This is a genomic window from Pseudomonas sp. DCB_BI, from assembly GCF_026240995.1.
In the GTDB taxonomy this organism is placed as follows: Bacteria; Pseudomonadota; Gammaproteobacteria; order Pseudomonadales; family Pseudomonadaceae; genus Aquipseudomonas.
The window spans coordinates 102,505-122,331 of record NZ_JAPFCG010000012.1 but is presented as its reverse complement, the minus strand read 5'-3'; the positions used below and the strand labels follow the sequence as shown (position 1 = coordinate 122,331).

General features: G+C 56.5%; 16 protein-coding genes and 1 other RNA gene. 13 read left to right on the top strand and 4 right to left on the bottom strand.

What is annotated here, in order from left to right:
- Window positions 1-145: 145 nt before the first annotated feature.
- A complete protein-coding gene (gene fur / locus OO258_RS14925; RefSeq protein ID WP_110746137.1) occupies window positions 146-550 on the bottom strand; it encodes a ferric iron uptake transcriptional regulator in 405 nt (134 codons plus the stop codon).
- A 97-nt stretch (window positions 551-647) separates the two neighbouring features.
- On the opposite strand from fur, the gene OO258_RS14920 reads away from it, so the two are divergent.
- Window positions 648-1,184, top strand: a complete 537-nt coding sequence (locus OO258_RS14920; RefSeq protein ID WP_266031249.1) for an outer membrane protein assembly factor BamE — start codon at window positions 648-650, stop codon at window positions 1,182-1,184.
- 61 nt (window positions 1,185-1,245) lie between these two features.
- Here the strand turns inward: OO258_RS14920 and OO258_RS14915 are convergent, their stop codons facing one another.
- Complete coding sequence (locus OO258_RS14915; protein WP_110746133.1) at window positions 1,246-1,680, bottom strand: type II toxin-antitoxin system RatA family toxin; 435 nt, start codon at window positions 1,678-1,680, stop codon at window positions 1,246-1,248.
- Window positions 1,681-1,843: 163 nt separating this feature from the next.
- On the opposite strand from OO258_RS14915, the gene smpB reads away from it, so the two are divergent.
- Window positions 1,844-2,326, top strand: a complete 483-nt coding sequence (smpB, locus tag OO258_RS14910) for an SsrA-binding protein SmpB (protein WP_266031246.1) — start codon at window positions 1,844-1,846, stop codon at window positions 2,324-2,326.
- Between the two features lie 132 nt (window positions 2,327-2,458).
- Here smpB and OO258_RS14905 read toward each other — a convergent pair whose 3' ends face one another.
- The gene (locus tag OO258_RS14905; RefSeq protein ID WP_003249911.1) at window positions 2,459-3,226 is read right to left on the bottom strand and encodes an FCD domain-containing protein; all 768 of its coding nucleotides are present in this window, start codon (window positions 3,224-3,226) and stop codon (window positions 2,459-2,461) included.
- A gap of 256 nt (window positions 3,227-3,482) precedes the next feature.
- Here OO258_RS14905 and OO258_RS14900 point away from each other — a divergent pair, with 256 nt between their 5' ends.
- The 9 genes from OO258_RS14900 to OO258_RS14860 all read left to right on the top strand — a co-directional run bounded on the left by OO258_RS14900 (window position 3,483) and on the right by OO258_RS14860 (window position 15,319).
- On the top strand, window positions 3,483-5,153 hold the full coding sequence (locus OO258_RS14900) for a lactate permease LctP family transporter (protein ID WP_110746129.1): 1,671 nt from the start codon (window positions 3,483-3,485) through the stop codon (window positions 5,151-5,153).
- Between the two features lie 63 nt (window positions 5,154-5,216).
- The gene (gene lldD, locus OO258_RS14895) at window positions 5,217-6,362 is read left to right on the top strand and encodes an FMN-dependent L-lactate dehydrogenase LldD (protein ID WP_110746127.1); all 1,146 of its coding nucleotides are present in this window, start codon (window positions 5,217-5,219) and stop codon (window positions 6,360-6,362) included.
- 75 nt (window positions 6,363-6,437) lie between these two features.
- The gene (locus OO258_RS14890; protein ID WP_266031242.1) at window positions 6,438-9,248 is read left to right on the top strand and encodes an FAD-binding and (Fe-S)-binding domain-containing protein; all 2,811 of its coding nucleotides are present in this window, start codon (window positions 6,438-6,440) and stop codon (window positions 9,246-9,248) included.
- Window positions 9,249-9,856: 608 nt separating this feature from the next.
- The gene (locus tag OO258_RS14885) at window positions 9,857-10,147 is read left to right on the top strand and encodes a hypothetical protein (protein WP_110748155.1); all 291 of its coding nucleotides are present in this window, start codon (window positions 9,857-9,859) and stop codon (window positions 10,145-10,147) included.
- Window positions 10,148-10,246: 99 nt separating this feature from the next.
- Window positions 10,247-10,638, top strand: a transfer-messenger RNA (tmRNA) gene (gene ssrA / locus OO258_RS14880).
- A 185-nt stretch (window positions 10,639-10,823) separates the two neighbouring features.
- Entirely contained in the window at window positions 10,824-12,080 is a 1,257-nt protein-coding gene (locus OO258_RS14875) for an integrase domain-containing protein (RefSeq protein ID WP_266031239.1), read from the top strand.
- A 943-nt stretch (window positions 12,081-13,023) separates the two neighbouring features.
- Window positions 13,024-14,001 (top strand): integrase domain-containing protein, encoded by a 978-nt coding sequence (locus OO258_RS14870; protein WP_266031237.1) that lies wholly within the window; start codon window positions 13,024-13,026, stop codon window positions 13,999-14,001.
- Window positions 13,998-14,282, top strand: coding sequence for a hypothetical protein (locus OO258_RS14865; protein ID WP_027610092.1), 285 nt, complete (start codon window positions 13,998-14,000; stop codon window positions 14,280-14,282). The genes OO258_RS14870 and OO258_RS14865 overlap by 4 nt, the downstream gene beginning before the upstream one ends.
- Window positions 14,283-14,359: 77 nt before the next feature.
- The gene (locus OO258_RS14860) at window positions 14,360-15,319 is read left to right on the top strand and encodes a hypothetical protein (protein ID WP_266031233.1); all 960 of its coding nucleotides are present in this window, start codon (window positions 14,360-14,362) and stop codon (window positions 15,317-15,319) included.
- Window positions 15,320-15,406: 87 nt separating this feature from the next.
- Here the strand turns inward: OO258_RS14860 and OO258_RS14855 are convergent, their stop codons facing one another.
- Complete coding sequence (locus tag OO258_RS14855) at window positions 15,407-16,660, bottom strand: HEPN domain-containing protein (RefSeq protein ID WP_266031231.1); 1,254 nt, start codon at window positions 16,658-16,660, stop codon at window positions 15,407-15,409.
- Window positions 16,661-17,371: 711 nt separating this feature from the next.
- On the opposite strand from OO258_RS14855, the gene OO258_RS14850 reads away from it, so the two are divergent.
- A complete protein-coding gene (locus OO258_RS14850) occupies window positions 17,372-18,814 on the top strand; it encodes a hypothetical protein (protein ID WP_266031229.1) in 1,443 nt (480 codons plus the stop codon).
- A gap of 623 nt (window positions 18,815-19,437) precedes the next feature.
- A complete protein-coding gene (locus tag OO258_RS14845; RefSeq protein ID WP_266031227.1) occupies window positions 19,438-19,821 on the top strand; it encodes a nucleotide pyrophosphohydrolase in 384 nt (127 codons plus the stop codon).
- Window positions 19,822-19,827 lie beyond the last annotated feature (6 nt).

The following is a 19,827-nucleotide window of genomic DNA, read 5'->3' as shown; positions in this document are numbered from 1 at the left end:
GGTGATCACAGGATCTTAAACCTGAGATGTACCTGTGGGAGCGGGCGCGCCCGCGAAGAGGCCGGCACGGGCAACACATTTTTCAACCCCAGAAAGCACAAAGGCGACCCGAAGGTCGCCTTTGTCATCCGTAACGAAAAAATCGTTACTTCTTCTTACGGACGTACAGGACCAGATTGTGGTCCACCAACTCGAAACCGTGCTCTTCCACGATTTCACGCTGACGCTTCTCGATTTCAGCATCCATGAACTCGATAACTTCGCTGGTATCCACGTTGACCATGTGGTCGTGGTGACCGCCATCGGCCAGCTCGAACACAGCGTGGCCGCCGTCGAAGTTGTGGCGAACCACCAGGCCCGCCGCTTCGAACTGGGTCAGTACGCGATACACGGTGGCCAGGCCGACGTCCTCGCCAGCTTCCATCAGCGCCTTGTAGACGTCCTCGGCACTCATGTGACGCTGCTCGGTAGAATCGAGCATCTGAAGGATCTTAACTCGAGGCAGGGTCACCTTGAGACCGGCTTTGCGCAATTCGCTATTTTCAACCATGGTCAGCTTTCTCGCCGATGCTGCTTCGCAGCTTCTCTTAATACGGGTATGATCGGGGTTTACGTTGTCCAGCCAAGATAGTGGAAGTCGCCCACCGATGCAAAACACCAAGCTCTTGCTAAACAGCCTCGCCCTCGCGGGACTGCTCGCACTCGCCGGTTGCTCGTTTCCCGGGGTTTACAAAATCGACATCCAGCAGGGCAATGTCGTCACGCAAGACATGATAGACCAATTACGCCCCGGAATGACCCGCCGGCAAGTAAGGTTTATCATGGGCAACCCGCTGATTCAGGACACCTTCAACACCAACCGGTGGGATTACCTGTACAGCCTGCAACCTGGTGGCGGCAAACGCCAGCAGGAGCGCATGAGCATTTTCTTCAACGAAAGCGACCAGCTGGTCAGCCTGTCTGGCGACTTCATGCCGGGCGTCAGCCGCGACCAGGAAATCCTGGGTGGCAGCGGCGACACCACGGTCAGCCCGGCCACCGAGCCAGGCCAGACCAAGCAGCCAGCTGTTCAGCCTGAAGAAAAGCCAGCCAAACCTGGCTCGACCGAAGAGTCCATCCAGCGCGAGATCGATACCATCGAGACCACCCCGGTCCCGACTCCGGCACCGCTGGAAACCCAGTAATCGGCACGCAGATGCAAAAAAGCCCGGACTTGTTCCGGGCTTTTTGTTGTCGCGTACTCAGTCAGGCATGCAGTTGCTTGGCACGCTGGCAAAACGCATCAACCAGCGTATTGGCTGCCTGGTTGAACAGCGGCCCCAAGGTGGCGCGCACAATCGGCCCAGCGTAATCAAAGGACAGGTCCAGGCTGATTTTGCAGGCTTTTTCGCCCAGCGGCTTGAACACCCAAACACCATGCAACTGGGTGAACGGCCCCTCCTCCAGGTTCATCTCGATGGACTGCCCCGGCACCAGTACGTTACGCGTCACGAAGTGCTGGCTCATGCCCCCCTTGGCCACCTCGAGCTTGGCGCGCATGTGGGTGTCACCGGCTTCGATCACCGTCGAGGCCGAGCACCACGGCAAAAACTCAGGGTAGCTGGCCACATCGTTGACCAGATCGTAGAGCGCCTGGGCAGGGTAAGGCAGCAGGGCGGAGCGTTGAATATGGGTAGTCATCCAGGCGTCACTTCCAAGGCTGGGTGGCGGTGCTTCGCAGCGTGCCGAAAACAGGTTCTGTGCGTATGACAGGCCTTGTATTGTCCGGTATTCATTCCGGTGGCTCAAGCACACCGAAATCCCGTAGCGGACGACGCTTCGAGTTGCCTATAATGCGGCCCCTATGGCTAAGCAAAAGAAACATCCGACCGGGACCATCGCGCAGAACAAGAAGGCGCGACACGATTACTTCATCGAACACAAGTTCGAGGCCGGGCTGGTCCTGTCCGGTTGGGAAGTAAAAAGCCTGCGGGCCGGCAAGGCGCACCTCGTTGACAGCTACGTGCTGCTCAAGGACGGCGAAGCCTGGCTGTTCGGCAGCCACATCACCCCGCTGACCACGGCCAGCACCCACGTCATCGCCGACCCTATCCGCACCCGCAAGCTGCTGCTGAACAAGCGCGAGCTTGAACGGCTGGAAGCTGCGGTCGCGCAAAAGGGTTACACCTGCGTGGCCTTGTCGCTGTACTGGAGCAAGCACCTGATCAAGTGCGAAATCGCACTCGGCAAGGGCAAGAAGGAATTCGACAAGCGCGACACCGTGCGCGAACGCGATTCCAACCGCGAGCTGCAGCGGGCTGTGCGGAACAAAGGCAAGGAAGACTAATCAGTCTCTAGCCTGTTCCGGCCTCTTCGCGGGCACGCCCGCTCCCACAGGAATGGCACCAGGTTCAAGCCCGGCGCCTATCCTGTGGGAGCGGGCTTGCCCGCGAAGAAGGCAGCACTGCCCATAAAAGCCTCAGCGCCCGCTGCGCCGCTCCGCCCGCGCCACCCGCTGCGCCTCTTCGTGGGCCTCATGCAGCACCTCTTGCACATACAAAATGTGCCGGCTGGACACTTCCCGCGCATCCTCCGCCCTGCCCTCGACAATCGCCAGGTACAGCTCCCGGTGCTGACTGATCAGCATGTCCCGGGTTTCGGTACGCTGCTGGTACATGCCCCCGATGTTGGTCACCACGTTGCGTTTCAGCAGGTCGAACAAACCCCGGATGGTGTGCAGCAACACCGCGTTATGGCTGGCCTCGGCAATCGCCAGGTGGAAGCGCGCATCAGCCGCGCCCTCTTCCGCACGGGTCACCTCATCGACCCTGGCATAGCAGTCCTGCAGCGTATCGAAGGCCGCCTTCAACCGTGCCCGGTCCGGCTCGGTGGCACGCTGGGCCGCGTAATAGGCGCAGGACGCCTCCAGGGTATGGCGGAACTCGAGCAGGTCCCGCTGCGCCTCAGCACTGTGCTCGAGCAATTGCAGTAGTGGATCGCTGAACGTAGACCCCAGCGATTCGGCAACAAAATTGCCGCCACCCTGGCGGCTGACCAGCAGCCCCTTGGCCACCAGCTTCTGGATCGCCTCACGCAGTGACGGGCGGGACACACCAAACTGCTCGGCCAGGACGCGCTCGGCCGGCAGCCGCTGCCCCGAGGTCAGCGTGCCTTCCAGAATCATCCCTTCCAGCCGATCGACAATGTCGTCGGACAGGCGCCGTTGGCGTACCTGATCAAAAACCATCACATGCTCTCCACAAACCCCCGGCAAATTTCAGGGGGTGCCTATTCTCGCCGATCCAGGCCACGCAAACACCCATCAAGCCGCGATTTTCCGAGCACATCAGACCCCCGCTCATCGGCACGCGACCAAAGTTTTGCACGGGACAAATTGACACACCCACGACAGCCCTTTTAACCTAGCGACCAGCCATTGTAAATTGGTCTTACCAATTATCCAATGCCAGTGCCTGACCAACAACAATTAGGGGCCACCCCATATGCAAACCTGGCAACAACTCTATAGCCCGCTTGGTAGCCTTGGCCTGTCCGCACTCGCGGCGGTCATCCCGATCGTGTTCTTCTTCCTCGCCCTGGCCGTGTTCCGACTCAAGGGCCACGTGGCTGGCAGCATCACCCTGGCACTGTCGATCCTGGTAGCGATCTTCGCCTTCCAGATGCCTGTCGACATGGCCTTCGCCGCTGCGGGTTACGGCTTCCTCTACGGCCTCTGGCCAATTGCCTGGATCATCGTTGCCGCGGTGTTCCTGTACAAACTCACGGTCAAGAGCGGCCAGTTCGAAGTGATCCGCAGCTCGGTGCTGTCGATTACCGACGACCAGCGCCTGCAAGTACTGCTGATCGGCTTCTGCTTCGGTGCCTTCCTGGAAGGTGCGGCAGGCTTTGGCGCACCCGTGGCCATTACGGCCGCGCTGCTGGTAGGCCTGGGCTTCAACCCCCTGTACGCCGCCGGCCTTTGCCTGATCGCCAACACCGCCCCCGTGGCCTTCGGCGCCCTCGGCATCCCGATCATCGTGGCCGGCCAGGTCACCGGCATCGACGCCTTCCACATCGGCGCCATGACCGGTCGCCAGCTGCCGCTGCTGTCGCTGTTCGTGCCGTTCTGGCTGGTGTTCATGATGGACGGCCTGCGTGGCGTGAAGGAAACCTGGCCCGCTGCCCTGGTCGCCGGCCTGAGCTTTGCCGTCACCCAGTACTTCACCTCCAACTTCATCGGCCCAGAGCTGCCTGACATCACTTCGGCCCTGGCCAGCCTGATCTGCCTGACCCTGTTCCTGAAAGTCTGGCAACCCAAGCGTTCGTTCGGCGAAGCCAAGGGCAGCGTCGGCGCCGCCGTGGTCCAGCCAAGCGGCAGCCAGCCAAGCCCCTACAGCTTTGGCGAGATCTTCAAGGCCTGGTCGCCGTTCCTGATCCTCACCGTGCTGGTCACCATCTGGACCCTGAAGCCGTTCAAGGCGGCCTTCGCCCCGGGCGGCGCGATGTACAACTTCGTGTTCAACTTCGCCATCCCGCACCTGGACCAGCTGGTCATCAAGACCGCCCCGATCGTTGCCGCGCCAACCGCCATGCCAGCGGTGTTCAAGCTGGACCCGATCTCTGCCACCGGCACCGCGATCTTCCTTTCGGCACTGATTTCCATGGCGGTACTGAAGATCAACTTCAAAACTGGTCTTACCACTTTCAAAGAGACCTTCTGGGAACTGCGCTGGCCGATCCTGTCGATCGGCATGGTGCTGGCCTTCGCCTTTGTCACCAACTACTCGGGCATGTCCTCGACCATGGCCTTGGTGCTGGCCGGCACAGGCGCAGCGTTCCCGTTCTTCTCGCCGTTCCTCGGCTGGCTGGGCGTGTTCCTGACCGGCTCGGACACCTCGTCCAATGCCTTGTTCAGCTCGCTGCAGGCCACCACCGCGCACCAGATCGGGGTCAACGACACCCTGCTGGTAGCCGCCAACACCAGCGGCGGCGTGACCGGCAAGATGATTTCGCCGCAATCGATCGCCGTGGCCTGCGCCGCCACCGGCCTGGTCGGCAAGGAATCGGACCTGTTCCGCTTCACCGTCAAGCACAGCCTGTTCTTCGCCACCATCGTCGGCCTGATCACCCTGATCCAGGCTTACTGGCTGACCGGCATGCTGGTTCATCACTAAAGTGAAAGGGGCCGGGCGCCGTCAAGCGCCCGGCATTCCCCACAAGCAACGCTGCGAGAATCCATGATCATTTCTGCCTCTACCGACTATCGCGCCGCGGCCCAACGCAAGCTGCCCCCCTTCCTGTTCCACTACGCTGACGGCGGCGCCTACGCCGAACACACCCTGCGCCACAACGTGTCCGACCTGGCCAGCATTGCCCTGCGCCAGCGCGTGCTGAAAAACATGTCCGAACTCAGCCTTGAGACCCGGCTGTTCGACGAGACCCTGAGCATGCCGGTGGCCCTGGCCCCGGTCGGCCTCACCGGCATGTACGCCCGCCGTGGCGAAGTGCAGGCCGCGCGTGCAGCCGCCGCCCATGGCATCCCGTTCACCATGTCTACCGTGTCGGTATGCCCGATCGAAGAAGTGGCGCCCGCCATCAACCGGCCGATGTGGTTCCAGCTGTATGTGCTGAAGGACCGCGGCTTCATGCGCAATGCGCTGGAGCGGGCCAGGGCTGCCGGGGTCAAGACCCTGGTGTTCACCGTCGACATGCCGGTGCCCGGCGCCCGCTACCGCGACGCGCACTCCGGCATGAGCGGCAAGAACGGGCCGATGCGCCGGGTATTGCAAGCGATGACCCACCCCGAATGGGCGTGGGACGTTGGCGTAATGGGCCGCCCGCACGACCTGGGCAATATCTCGAAATACCGCGGCAACCCCACCGGCCTGGCCGACTACATTGGCTGGCTGGGCAACAACTTCGACCCGTCCATCTCGTGGAAAGACCTGGAGTGGATCCGCGAGTTCTGGGACGGCCCGATGATCATCAAAGGCATTCTCGATGCCGATGACGCCCGCGATGCGGTCAAGTTCGGTGCCGACGGTATCGTCGTGTCCAACCACGGTGGCCGCCAGCTCGACGGCGTGCTGTCCAGCGCCCGCGCCCTGCCGGCAATCGCCGACGCGGTCAAAGGTGACCTGAAGATTCTGGCAGATTCCGGCATCCGCAGCGGCCTCGATGTGGTGCGCATGATCGCCATGGGCGCCGACACCGTGCTGATCGGCCGGGCCTTCCTCTGGGCCCTTGCCGTGCATGGCGAAGCCGGGGTGAAGAACCTGCTGGAGCTGTTCGAGAAGGAAATGCGCGTGGCCATGGTGCTGACCGGCGCCAAGTCGATCAGCGAGATCACCCGCGACTCGCTGGTACGCGAACTGGGCGCCTGACCGCCTGCAAGAACCAACGCCTGATTGACCTGGGGCATGTGGCGCACAGACGCCACAGCCCCGCGAGGAGACTGCATGAGCTTGCCCGCCGCGTTCCTGCGTGATGCCGAGCGCCTGATACCCGCCGAACGCCGCTTCGACGACCCCACGTCCACCCTGGCCTTTGGCACCGACGCCAGCTTCTACCGGCTGATCCCCAAGCTGGTGGTGCGCGTCGAATCCGAAGACGAAGTAGTCGGCCTGATCAAGCTGGCCCAGCGCGAGCGGGTGCCGGTCACCTTCCGCGCTGCCGGCACCAGCCTGTCTGGCCAGGCCATCAGCGACTCGGTGCTGATCGTGCTCGGTGACAACTGGAATGGCCGCGAGATCCGTGGCCAGGGCGAGCAAATCCGCCTGCAACCCGGCGTGATCGGCGCCCAGGCCAACGCCTGGCTGGCCCCGTTCGGGCGCAAGATCGGCCCCGACCCGGCCTCGATCAACGCCTGCAAGATCGGCGGCATCGTCGCCAACAACGCCAGCGGCATGTGCTGCGGCACCGCGCAGAACACCTACCACACCCTGGCCGGCCTGCGCCTGGTGCTGGCCGATGGCACCCGCCTGGACAGCGAAGACCCGGCCAGCGTCGCCGCCTTCGAAAACAGCCACGCCGAACTGCTGGAAGCACTGGCCCGCCTTGGCCGCGAAACCCGCGCCAACACCGCGCTGGCCGAGCGCATCCGGCACAAATACCGGCTGAAGAACACCACGGGCCTGTCACTGAACGCACTGGTGGACTACGACCAGCCGCTGGACATCCTACAGCACCTGCTGGTCGGCTCCGAAGGCACCCTGGGCTTCATCAGCGCCGTCACGTACGACACCGTGCCCGACCACCCGCACAAGGCCAGCGCCCTGCTGGTGTTCCCCAGCGTCGAAAGCTGCTGCCGCGCGGTACCCGTGCTCAAGCAGCAGCCGGTCTCGGCCGTGGAACTGCTCGACCGCCGCAGCCTGCGCTCGGTGCAGAACATGCCCGGCATGCCGCTGTGGGTAAAAGGCCTGTCGGACAATGCCTGCGCCCTGCTGATCGAATCCCGCGCCGCCAGCCAGAGCCTGCTGCACGAGCAACTGCAGCAGATCATGGCCTCGATCGCCGACTTCCCGCTGGAACAACAGGTGGACTTCAGCGAAGACCCGGCCGTGTACAACCAGCTGTGGAAAATCCGCAAGGACACCTTCCCCGCCGTCGGTGCCGTGCGCCAGACCGGCACCACGGTCATCATCGAAGACGTGACCTTCCCCGTCGAGCAACTGGCCGAGGGCGTCAACCGCCTGATCCAGCTGTTCGACAAGCATCACTATGACGAAGCGATCATTTTCGGCCACGCGCTGGAAGGCAACCTGCACTTCGTCTTTACCCAGGGTTTCAACAGCGCCGAAGAAGTCGCCCGTTACCAGGCGTTCATGGACGACGTGGCCCAACTGGTGGCGGTGGAGTTTGGCGGCTCGCTGAAGGCCGAGCACGGTACAGGCCGCAACATGGCACCGTTCGTGGAGCTGGAATGGGGCCAAGACGCCTACCAACTGATGTGGAAGCTCAAGCGCCTGCTCGACCCCAACGGCATCCTCAACCCCGACGTGGTATTGAGTGAAGATCCGGACATCCACCTGAAGAACCTCAAGCCGCTGCCGGCCGCCGACGAAATCGTCGACAAGTGCATCGAGTGCGGCTTCTGCGAACCGGTATGCCCCTCCAAAGGCCTGACCCTCAGCCCACGCCAGCGCATCGTCATGTGGCGTGACATCCAGGCCAAGCAGCGCGCCGGCATGGATACCCGCGAACTGATGCAGACCTACCAGTACCAGGGCATCGACACCTGCGCCGCTACCGGCCTGTGTGCCCAGCGCTGCCCGGTCGGCATCAACACCGGCGAGCTGGTGAAGAAACTGCGCAGCCAGGCCGCCGACCACACCAAGACCGCCAACTGGCTGGCCGAACACTTCCACACGGCCTTGGGCGGCGCCCGTCTGACGCTGACCGCTGCCAACACCGCACGCAAGCTGCTAGGCGCCCCGCGCCTGGGCCGCCTGAGTGCGTCGATGAGCAAAGCCAGCAAGGGCCGCCTGCCGCAGTGGACCCCGGCCATGCCGCAACCACTGCGCCCACTGGATTTCGGCCCGGCCAGCAACGACGCCCGCCCCCGCGTGGTGTACCTGGCTGCCTGCGTGTCGCGGGTGATGGGCCCGGCGTATTCCGATCGCGAGCAAAGTTCGCTGCTGGACAAGACCCGCGCCCTGCTGGAAAAGGCCGGTTACCAGGTGGTGTTCCCCGACAACGCCGACAGCCTGTGCTGCGGCCAACCGTTCGCCTCCAAGGGCTACCCCGAGCAGGCCGAACACAAGCGCCAAGAGCTGATCACCGCCTTGCTGCACGCCAGCCGCGGCGGCCTCGACCCGATCTATTGCGACACCAGCCCCTGCACCCTGCGCCTGGTGCAAGACCTGGGCGAGACCCGGCTGGACCTGTACGACCCCGTGCGCTTCATCCGCACCCACCTGCTCGACCGACTGGAGTTCACCCCCCAGGACGAACCGGTAGCTGTGCACGTGACCTGCAGCACCCAGCACCTGGGCGAAAGCCAGGCCTTGATCGACCTGGCGCGGCGTTGCAGCAAGCAGGTGGTGATTCCGGAAGGCATTCATTGCTGCGGGTTCGCCGGGGACAAGGGCTTCACCACCCCCGAGCTGAACGCCCACTCGCTGCGCAGCCTGAAAGATGCGGTGCAGTATTGCAGTGAAGGGATTTCTACCAGTCGCACCTGCGAGATTGGGCTGTCGAGCCACAGTGGCATTGACTATCACGGGTTGGTTTACCTGGTCGATCGCGTCACCCGGCCGCGTAGTATTTAGGCGGGGGGCGGTTCGCCGTGAGGGGTGCGGCGCCTGGGCGATCGAGCGCCGCCCGCGCGGCGCATCGCGAGCTGCGCTCGATCCCACGTTTGTTTCGGGCCAATTATGCCTGTGGGATTTGCGCGCGAACGCCTTGGTGCATGGCGCGATATCGCGTCGTATGAACCAGGCGGTCGCGCGCGCCTGTCACGCAATTATTCCTGGGGAAATTGCGCGCGAACGCCCTGGCGCATGACGCGATATCGCGTCGTACAAACAAGGCGGTCGCGCGCGCCTGTCACAGGCGTAACTGGCCCGAAACAAATGTAGGAGCGAGCGCAGCTCGCGATGCGCCGCGCGGGCGGCGCTCGATTTCTGCAACACCCTAAAACTCGCGCCAAACACTCCCGGGCATTCCGCAATCTCATGCCATGCGGTGTCGCTTTAAGGGTATGGCTGGGCCTGCCCAGTGAGACCGAGCGCCGCGCGGGCGGCGCTCGATCTCCCAGCCCCCGAACATGCCCCGCCAAGCACCTACCCCACCCCAAAAGAATCCCGATTGAACCCCCGCCCTCCCCCCACAGTCCACCCTACAGGCCCACCTTCCCGAGGCCCCAGAGGAGACTCCCATGAAAGGTACCGCGCTTTCGGCCCTGTTCGCGGCCGCCACCCTGCTGGCTTCGCCGGTGTTCGCCGCCGATGACCTGTGCACCACCAACCTGCAGAAAATCGACGACAGCATGGCCACCGCCGGCGCCACCTCCGAAGGCCTGGACAAGGCCCTCACCGAGCACGTCGACAAAGCCAAGGCCGCCCAAGCCTCGGGCGATACCAAAGAATGCATCGCCATCACCAGCAAAGTGCTGGAGCGCCTTGAGAAAACCGAGAAAGGCAGCGGCTCGGCCGGCGGCGGCGCCTAAGCCCAATCGCGGGCGACCGGATCCGCTGTCGACGTCGCCCGCGCAATGGCGTATACTCCGCCCTACGTGCCGTAAGGTGCGTTAGCCAAGAGCTAGTGTGGGGCCGATTAGGATTCGACGCCGGTAGCGAAACTCTAGGTGCATGCCGAGTTGGTAACAGAACTCGTAAATCCACTGTTGCAACTTCTATAGTTGCCAATGACGAAACCTTCGGCGAGGAATCCTACGCTCTCGCAGCGTAAGTGACCTTTGCTTCTGGTAGCTTCGGCTCCAGCAATCACTAGGGGATGCCTGTAAACCCGAACTGATTGTCATATAGAACAGGATCGTCGCGTAGCACGTTGTGGGCGAAGTGACTAAAACTTACACAACTCATCCAAAGCACCCTGCCCGTCGGGCGGCTGCGGATTAAATCAGTAGACACGGCTAAGCATGTAGTACCGACAGCGGAGTACTGGCGGACGGGGGTTCAAATCCCCCCGGCTCCACCAAATCCAAAGAAGAAGACGCCCTCGGGCGTCTTTTTTTGTGCCTGCGATCCAGTAAGTACGCGGCCTCCAGCGCTTTTGCGGTCTTTTGTGAGTTTTTGAGTTCAGCCGATCGGGTATTCCAGACGGTATTCCAGTCCCCCGGTGTCAATCTTTGGAATACCGAATCAGTGCCTGAGGACAATCTCATGCCTGCTCAAAACCTCCGCCTCTCCGATCGACAGCTCAAGGGAGTCAAACCGGCGTCCAAGGATTACGTCCTTACTGACGGTGACGGTTTGCAGCTCCGCGTACGCAGCAATGGCTCATTACTGTGGAATTTCAACTACCGCGAACCGGTGACCAAGAAGCGCATCAACATCGGCTTTGGGATCTACCCCGAACTCTCACTGGCGAACGCACGAAAGAAGGCAGTCGAAGCCCGCGAGCTGCTCGCCCAAGGCATCGATCCGAAGGTGCAGCGCAACACGCTGAGTGAAGCCAAGCGCGCAGAAACGGAACACACCTTCGAGAACGTGGCCACAGCCTGGTTCGAGCTTAAGAAACACTCGGTCACCCCGGCATACGCCGAGGACATCTGGCAGTCGCTCACGCTGCACGTACTCCCCGACTTGAGGACGACACCACTCGCAAAAATCACCGCGCCGATGGTGATCGCATTGGTTCGTCCAATCGAAGCGAAAGGCAGCCTCGAGACGGTCAAGCGCCTTAGTCAGCGGCTGAACGAGATCATGACATACGGCGTAAATGCCGGCCTGATCTTCGCCAACTCGCTCAGCGGCATCAGGGCAGTATTCAAGAAGCCCAAGAAAGAGAATATGGCTGCGCTTCCGCCCGAAGAACTTCCCGAGCTCATGCTGGAGATCGCGAACGCCAGTATCAAACGCACCACCCGCTGCCTGATCGAGTGGCAGTTGCACACGATGACTCGCCCCACCGAGGCGGCGACTACTCGCTGGGCAGACATCGACTTTGAAAGGCGTGTCTGGTCTATCCCAGCGGAGCGGATGAAAAAGCGCCGCCCTCACAGCATCCCGTTGAGTGATCATGCTTTCGCATTCCTGGAGTCGCTCAAGTCTCACAGCGGCCATCGCGAATACGTCTTCCCGGCAGACAGAAATCCACGCACCCACGCCAATAGCCAGACCGCCAACATGGCATTGAAACGCATGGGCTTCCAGGATCGGCTGGTGAGCCACGGCATGCGCTCAATGGCCAGCACCATTTTGAATGAACATGGGTGGGACCCGGAACTCATTGAGGTCGCACTGGGGCACGTCGACAAGGATGAGGTGCGCAGCGCCTACAACCGAGCCGACTACATTGAGCGACGGCGCCCGATGATGGCCTGGTGGAGTGAGTACATCCAGAAAGCCGCCACCGGCAGCCTGCTTGCCTCAGCATACGGTCAAATCAGAGATAAGAACGTGGTACCGATCCGCTAGCTCTGTACGGCGCAAGAATTGCGGAAACAACTGAACGTCCAAGATTCGGGGCAAGCAGCCTCGCTTATCTGCTTCTCAGCACGGGTCCATCCAAACAGGGCTGCAAAGCCGCCCTGTTTGGATGGACCTCACTTTGAAGAGCTAAAAGCCACGACGTTGTCCGGGATTTACCAAGTAATTCCACCGATGGATAACCGCTTTTCACGTCCTCAAGGGCGCTTAATTTCGGCCCTTGACCGGGTTTATCCACAGGCGTAGAACTGGCCGTGCAACGGCTGTCGATGACAGCACCTCAGGTGACCCGAACCTTCAAGGTCACGCCGTTCCCGCGGTAGTTCTCCCCAAGGGCGATTCGCATCCGGCAGCTCGCCCGGTCACCTCCCCGGTGATGGATGCTCTCTAAACTCATGGCCCTCGTGCGCCAGCGACACCGTACTGTGCTGCCCTGCAGCAACCCATCCGCTTAGCCGAACTATTGCGCCAACCTGTGTCCGTCTCTTCTTCTGGAAAGAGACGGGCACTTCTAACACTGCTGCAGCCCTGATCGCACATGGCTTTGAGGCAATCCCCCTCGTAACAATCGGCGTGGCAAACGCCGATGTCACCAGCAACAGCGATGTAGATGATGGTGCCGCAGACCAAGGAATGGACTGCACCTGAGTGACAGTCAGGCTTGCCCCGGTCATCGCACTGCTGCGTTCACCCGGCTCAGGATCTTCAGGCGTTGGTTTAGTCAGCCAGCACTGCCTCCACCCGCCCACCGGCAACGGTGTTCAGGAGGCCAGATCATGAGATGCCCTTGCTCCCGGATGTAAGGAGCCGCCAGTCCCGCGTAGTGGACATTCCCCACAGGTCGCAGGGGCCTTGATCCCTGATAACACTCAACATTCTTGGCGGGATGACGTGGGGCGAGGATTGGAAATCGGAAGATGAGGTGACCGACATGGCATTGGTAGGTAGGCGGGATGGCCGCAATTTTGGGTATGGCAGGCAACTGAGCTACGCAGGGCCACAAGCGCTGAAAGACATGTTCGGCGGAGGCCACTACGGCACGGTCAAGGCGCACTGTGATCGGTGGCAGGCATTCGTGAAGTGGTGCCGCTCCGAACATGGGCCCGGTATCAATGATGCGCGGCAGATTGATCGGAAGGTATTGGCGGACTATGCGGCGTATCTGCGCGATGCGGTTGAGTGCGGTAGCCTCGCTATCAGCACCGCACAAAACCGCCTATCCAGCGTTAACCGGACCATGGCGGCGCTGCGCGGTGATCAGCACGTGAAATTGCCAAGCCCGAGCAAGGCGTTGTGTATGCGGCGTACCGGGGTTCGACACTCAGTGCCGCAGGGCCAAGACCGCGAACAGGTTAAGCAGATCGTCGATGCACTTTGCCGCCATCATCAACAACGGGCAGCCGCGATTGTTCTGTTGGCGCGAGCCACCGGTATGCGCCTGCGTGAGGCCATTTTGGCTGACCTGCCGCGGTTAACTCGTGAGGCTCACTTAGGCAGGATTAACATTCAGGACGGCACTAAAGGCGGCCGCGCCGGCGCCTCGGCGCCACGTTGGATTGCGGTGGACGACCATGTTCGAGGTGCACTTGGGTTTGCACGGCAGGTGTCACCTGCGGGTAGCTGCAACCTGATTGCGCCAGACGAAAGATACCTGACTCTTCTGCAGGAAATCGTCCGACCTGCACGGTGCATCCTCCATGCACATAACCTCAAAGGCTTCCATGAGCTACGAGCGGCGTACGCATGTGAACGCTATGAGCATATCACCCAGCACCCCGCGCCCATCAACGGCGGCCAATGTTATGGGGTAGATAGGCACCTTGATCGTGAGGCTCGGAGGCATATCAGCTATGAGCTGGGGCACGGTCGAATCGAGGTGGTCGCCGCCTACATTGGTGGATTGACATGAGTAAGCAGTTCGACATGGAGCTATTCTTGGCTGGCGTGCTGACCGGATCGCACGCAACGCGGCAACGCCATTTGCGACAGGCTGCAATTATCCAAGCTGCAATCGCAGGACGCTGGCAGCGAAATACACCTTGGGCTTGGCAGAGAAAGCATGTGGTGTGGTTTATCGATCACTACCTCGATAGGCGAAGTGAGGCGACTCGGTGCTACTACAGTCTGACAATAAGGCTGCTTACCTGCCGCTTAGGAAAGTCATGGATTTTCAAGCAATTTCAGGGCTAGACAGACTAACTGCTTTTTGAGCAAAATCAAAAACTATAAAGACAGGTGAGTTTTAAACTTTAACCCGGAGCCATTAGATGTCAAAGCCCCCACCGCTGACCAATGACCAAATAAAAAAGTTGGCAGTCTTAGAACCTAAATTACAGCTATGTGTTAGGGCTGCAAATCTGCAAGAAGCAAAAAAAATCGCATCTGAAATTCAAACAATGCTTCGTAAGACGGGACATGAAACAAGATTACTGCAATCGAAAAACTGGCTTTTTGAAACCGCAATGGAAGCCAATAGTCTTACGTACGCAAAATTAGGCTTTGAGGGAGTAATCAAGAAAAGCTCAAAGGGAACAAGAATAAACTTAGAGGCGACCGCACTGCTAGCCATATGCCACCTTAAAAGTGGTGAACTGGACAAATGCCGCCCACTTATAATGGATGCTGTTCGCAGTATAAGCAACATCAAATCAGATGAGCGGCGCAAACAATTTCACAAGCGTCTCATCGAGAGACTGGAAGAAGAAAGTCTTCTAATTGGCCTGCGCGATGAAAATGGTGACCCATTAAGCTTGATTGAAGTAAATGACGCCGCAATATCAATGATCATGAACAAGAATGAAGATCAAATTCTCATCGAAATGGGAAAAGCCGTACCGAGAAGATCAATTGATTTATTGGCGGAGGTTAGAGAAACCTACCAACGCACTCTACCTAAGCCAGACATAAAATACTTACCACCTCCAATAACAGAGGAAACAAAGCTGGAATTAGGAAAAAGGGCAAGCTCTGCATTAAAAAGAGTTGCCTGGCGAGCCGTATGCAATCCTGAAAGTGAAGTACATAAAGCTTGGAGCCAAGGACTGTCAGTAGTATATGATAAAAAATACATAACAGGTGCAATTGTTGCGTCATTTACATCATTCAGCATTTCCGCAACCATGCTTGCTGCCAGTGCTGTGGCGCTAGCAATAAAGTTTGGAGTTGAAGTATTTTGTGAGACTTTCTCACCGAATGGGTTGATGATAAACCGTAAGGACAAATGCTAACAAAAATAACTCTCATTATATAAAAGCTCATACCAAAGTTATAAAATATGAGCTTTTAAAAACCTAACGACAGTTCAACAACACAACTCAAGCACTAGCCTCTAACTCCTTGTACTGAGCTGGATGCTGCTCATCGAGTTCTTCAAGAAGCTCGATGAGAAGATGTTTGGCTTGGTCTGCGGCATCAATCACACTATCGTTCAACTCTGCGTCCACATTATGAACAATAATATCTCTAGAAAGTTGAATTTTTATTAATTCTCCCGAGAGATCTGCCGGGAGAATGTTTTCATCCATCAACTTCTCAATTATCAACCTGGTAGATGTTTTATTCTTTATTAACTCTCTACCTTTCTCATGATCCAAGCCAGTCATGGCGATTTCTATAAGAAGCTGCTGAATAGACCCCCATGCATTGATTAGTTCAGCGTGCGTTCTATTTACAGTGGTCGCAATATTCTCAGCAACCTCCTCCTTTTGCTCGGCAGACATATGAATACTATCTAAGTTATTCAAAGCCTCACCAAGTTTCTCTTTGACCTCGCTAGAAATCCTTAAGATGCTATCGTAATCATCCTGACAAATGAAATTATTGTGTGCAACCAAACATCTCAACTCGTACAACTTCACCCACCGAGTCTGAAGATACTCGCTCTTGCAACTGACTATTGGCTGAAAATATCTTTCCCAATTTGAAGTTGGCACCAGCTCTTTAAGCTCATCCATACTGATATCACTAACTGAATCGGCAGAGCGGACTTTTTCGATTAATGTCGTTGAGTTTGCCGTAGCGTATGGTTTAAAAAGAAAGTCTGACAACTGAATAAAGTCCGTCTCAAACAAATAATTATTTCCTGCGGCATTCTTTTTTGTCTTTACGGATTCAGCAACCTCTCGTGGCACTGCTTCTTTCGTCCAGCCCAATCCGATCTTCGTCAACATGAATTTTGTTATGAGCTTTCGCATCATGTTTTCTATTTCATGTATAACCGGATAAGCAGCAGCGGAAAGGCTACTACTAACGTCATCCCAAAGTACTTCTACGGGCTTTTCTGCAACCTTCGCTAGAATTGTCCTGATTAACTTTAGAAGAAGTAAAAAAGTCGGACGCTCGGCATCACCTTGACAAGCCAGCCGAACATGAAAGAAAACATGGTTATTATTTAGTATTTCGCCTTGCTGAACGTCATAATCAAACTTTGCCCCGGCAAACATCAAACCTTTGGGCTTTATCTCAATACTTCCATACGACTGAAGAAGACTATTAAAGGAAGGTATGGAACTGCAAAAACCCTCCTTGGGATTAATAATTGTTAAGTATTCTACTTTAAGGCTTTCCATGCTTTTTTATATACGCTATGGGGTATGATTGCCTTATGATATCACGAAAAATAAAACTCTACATCTTCCGATCAACGTGGGATATTAAAATCATGAAACCTAATGAACCTCACTACTATATGAAATGCTGCTCCGCTATTTAATTTAGCGCGTTGCAGTGCGTCATCACTACCTGAATAAGGATAAGGTTCAAGCTCAACGTCAGATCAACGTAGCGATGATATTAACAAGCCCCATCTGCTCACCCGGATGGGGCTATCTTGCTTCGGCGAGTCACTTCTTGCCAGGCATGGCCACCGTCTAAATGCCTTCGTATACAGAATTGGGGCCTCCAGGGAGCTCCATAAATCGGGCCTTTCCTGAGTAAACTGAGCGATTCTGGGCTTCAAATTCGCCTAAACGCCCCGATCTGAGGCTCTGGGTCTACGGTGCATAGCAATAATTCTGCGTCCCTCCAAGAGCTAGTGCCCCCCCCCCCGCCACTAGGCGCTAGCCTGTCCTGGTGATTGCAAAATGCCGCTACTGTTCTAAAGTTAACGGGTTACGAAAAATACTCGCTCCCCATAGAGGTCAAGGATGCAGGGAATTATTTTTGGACTGATGCTCTCTTCTGCGAATCTGACATTTGGTAGTTCCTAAGAACAAGCAGTATCCGCCCCCATTTTTAATATTAGCAACCGACTAACTTAGATTACTGCAAAAGGCTAAAACATGAAGCTTTCGGAAAGATTCAAGCTCTCCAAGACTCAATTCGAGCTCGACTTTGTCGACATCGATACTGATTTCGACACGAGACTATTCGTGGACCCTTATCTTCTTGGGTTAAGACCAGATCGCTGGTCGATGAAGGCTGCCAGTGCAGTAAGGTCCTTCTTTTCTCACTTCTTAGATTTAGTGCGCCAAGGAAAAGAAGATGAGGCTTTTGAATTATTCTCACATCTTCATGAGCCTAATGAAACCTGCCTTGGGCTTTCTGTAGGAAAACCTAGAGGAAACGGAATTGGTAGTGAAGACGCAAAAAAACTTTTCGAAAGCATTATGGGGAGCAAGGCAATACAGTCCGGAAAAATTACCGACTTAGAAGATTTTAGACTATTTATCCCAGGAATCGGTAAAGACAAAGTTTCTGATATGACGACTAATCTCATACGAGGAAGCCTCATTACCTATACGCAGGCCCAATGCAAACTACACAAAATAAATTTAACAGCCGGTGTCTCCGCTGGCCCCATATGGGATACATCCCGAAAAAAGTGGACATTCTCCCATGAGGACACTTTGCTTGTTGAAGGAAAAAAGATCCTTCTCACCCCGAAAGGAATTGTATCTTACAGCAAGGCTTATGCTCCTGAAAACTACTACAATAAACATGTACTTGAGTATCTACAACACGAGCAGATAAGAACGGGGAGCATCTGGGTCGAGCACCGTAAAGATGGAACCCCATACATTTCCAAAAAGAGAGTGAAAGAAAATGTAGTAAAACACTTTACTAAAGAGTGGTTATTCGACTTTACAGAAAAGCACCCATTAGTTTTTCAATCTTTCAGAGACCAGCAAGCGGAACAAGTTAGACCTCTCCCATCTGATTCAATTGATCCTGAGCTCAATTTGAATTTAGTGGTAGATCAATTGATTGCGAAGCTACGCTCAATAAAACATGGACCATCAACGGCATCAGACTATCACAAAACAATAGTTGGCATTCTTGAAATGCTACTTTACCCCAATGCCTCATCACCGGTACTCGAAGCCGAGATCAACCAGGGAAGGAAAAGGATTGATATATACTTTGAGAACTCAGCCAAGGAAGGATTCTTTCATATGCTCCACATGATTCACAAAATACCATGCCCATACCTAATCGTAGAATGCAAGAACTACTCAAAGGACATACAAAACCCCGAGCTTGATCAAATGATTGGGCGACTGACCGTTAACCGAGGCATGTTCGGAATCATAACGTGCAGGGATATCTCAAAAAAAGAATTATTCATTGAAAGGTGCCGAGACTCATTCAGAAACGGACACGGCCTGATAATACCACTAACAGATACTGACTTAATATCAGCACTTGAAAAGCTGAAATCCGAGCATAAGACTCCACTTGAAAATACTCTCAACGAGATCAAAAACAAAATCATCATGTCCTGACAGAACAATTAGCAACGGCAGAAATTGGAATTCGAAACTCCAACTTCTGCCACATTAAGCTCATCACTACCAGGTCAGTAAAAATAAGTAAAAAATGATATCACCTTCTCCGCCGAAACGTTTCCATCTAAAACGTCAATCAATCCTCTTGCCGTGCCCCGCCATGGCTAGCGCCGCAGCCCAGTAAGAGGAGGAAGTGTTCTTCTGGATATAGCAACAATTTAGGTCGGCATCAGCTAACCTATGCAGAAAAAATTGTCACTCAACGCTATTTTTTCAAATTTAATGAAAGTCATTACTCGCCGAGTTCATTTCCTTTCAATGAGGCACGCTAAAAACCCACTAATTTCCTCCTCCGCGAATTTTTTGACGTCACGGATGCCGACAGTCCTCACGTGCTACCCACAAACGGCCCCTCTGCAAACTAACGAGCAGGATGAGAAAAGGACGCTGGTCGATGGGCATGGTGGTCGTCGCGGCCTACTTAGCCCTCAAAGCATCTAGAGATGCAGAGAGGGTGTGAGAAAAAACACAAAAAAGCTGCGCAAGCAGCGAAAACTCTTACAATCTAAGGTCAGATTTCCTACGATTTTTTTGCCGCCCGATACTCAAGAGATAACCCCGTGAGAGACTCAGATAGCTCATCCACGCCACTCGTTGACGTAGTGAAGCTCGCCGCATCCCTTCAGCGGTTCGCAGATGATCGCGACTGGCAGCAGTTCCACTCCCCCAAGAATCTCATCCTGGCTCTCACTGGCGAGGTAGGCGAGCTGTGCGAGATTTTCCAATGGATGAGCGATGCCGATTCGATCTCCGCCGCAACAGATCCCGAAATCGGCCAAGCCATCAAGGATGAGCTGGCGGACGTACTGATGTACCTGGTTCGCCTGAGCAGCGTACTTGGCATTGACCTCAACGAGGCGGTGACACAGAAACTCGCCTCGAATGGCCAGAAATACCCCGTAGATAAAGCCAAAAGCACCAGCAAAAAGTACGACCAACTCTGACCAACA

Bases quoted from the DNA above. Each gene is read 5' to 3' on its own strand.
- fur (WP_110746137.1), bottom strand. From the start codon at position 550: ATGGTTGAAAATAGCGAATTGCGCAAAGCCGGTCTCAAGGTGACCCTG.
- OO258_RS14920 (WP_266031249.1), top strand. From the start codon at position 648: ATGCAAAACACCAAGCTCTTGCTAAACAGCCTCGCCCTCGCGGGACTG.
- OO258_RS14915 (WP_110746133.1), bottom strand. From the start codon at position 1,680: ATGACTACCCATATTCAACGCTCCGCCCTGCTGCCTTACCCTGCCCAG.
- smpB (WP_266031246.1), top strand. From the start codon at position 1,844: ATGGCTAAGCAAAAGAAACATCCGACCGGGACCATCGCGCAGAACAAG.
- OO258_RS14905 (WP_003249911.1), bottom strand. From the start codon at position 3,226: ATGGTTTTTGATCAGGTACGCCAACGGCGCCTGTCCGACGACATTGTC.
- OO258_RS14900 (WP_110746129.1), top strand. From the start codon at position 3,483: ATGCAAACCTGGCAACAACTCTATAGCCCGCTTGGTAGCCTTGGCCTG.
- lldD (WP_110746127.1), top strand. From the start codon at position 5,217: ATGATCATTTCTGCCTCTACCGACTATCGCGCCGCGGCCCAACGCAAG.
- OO258_RS14890 (WP_266031242.1), top strand. From the start codon at position 6,438: ATGAGCTTGCCCGCCGCGTTCCTGCGTGATGCCGAGCGCCTGATACCC.
- OO258_RS14885 (WP_110748155.1), top strand. From the start codon at position 9,857: ATGAAAGGTACCGCGCTTTCGGCCCTGTTCGCGGCCGCCACCCTGCTG.
- OO258_RS14875 (WP_266031239.1), top strand. From the start codon at position 10,824: ATGCCTGCTCAAAACCTCCGCCTCTCCGATCGACAGCTCAAGGGAGTC.
- OO258_RS14870 (WP_266031237.1), top strand. From the start codon at position 13,024: ATGGCATTGGTAGGTAGGCGGGATGGCCGCAATTTTGGGTATGGCAGG.
- OO258_RS14865 (WP_027610092.1), top strand. From the start codon at position 13,998: ATGAGTAAGCAGTTCGACATGGAGCTATTCTTGGCTGGCGTGCTGACC.
- OO258_RS14860 (WP_266031233.1), top strand. From the start codon at position 14,360: ATGTCAAAGCCCCCACCGCTGACCAATGACCAAATAAAAAAGTTGGCA.
- OO258_RS14855 (WP_266031231.1), bottom strand. From the start codon at position 16,660: ATGGAAAGCCTTAAAGTAGAATACTTAACAATTATTAATCCCAAGGAG.
- OO258_RS14850 (WP_266031229.1), top strand. From the start codon at position 17,372: ATGAAGCTTTCGGAAAGATTCAAGCTCTCCAAGACTCAATTCGAGCTC.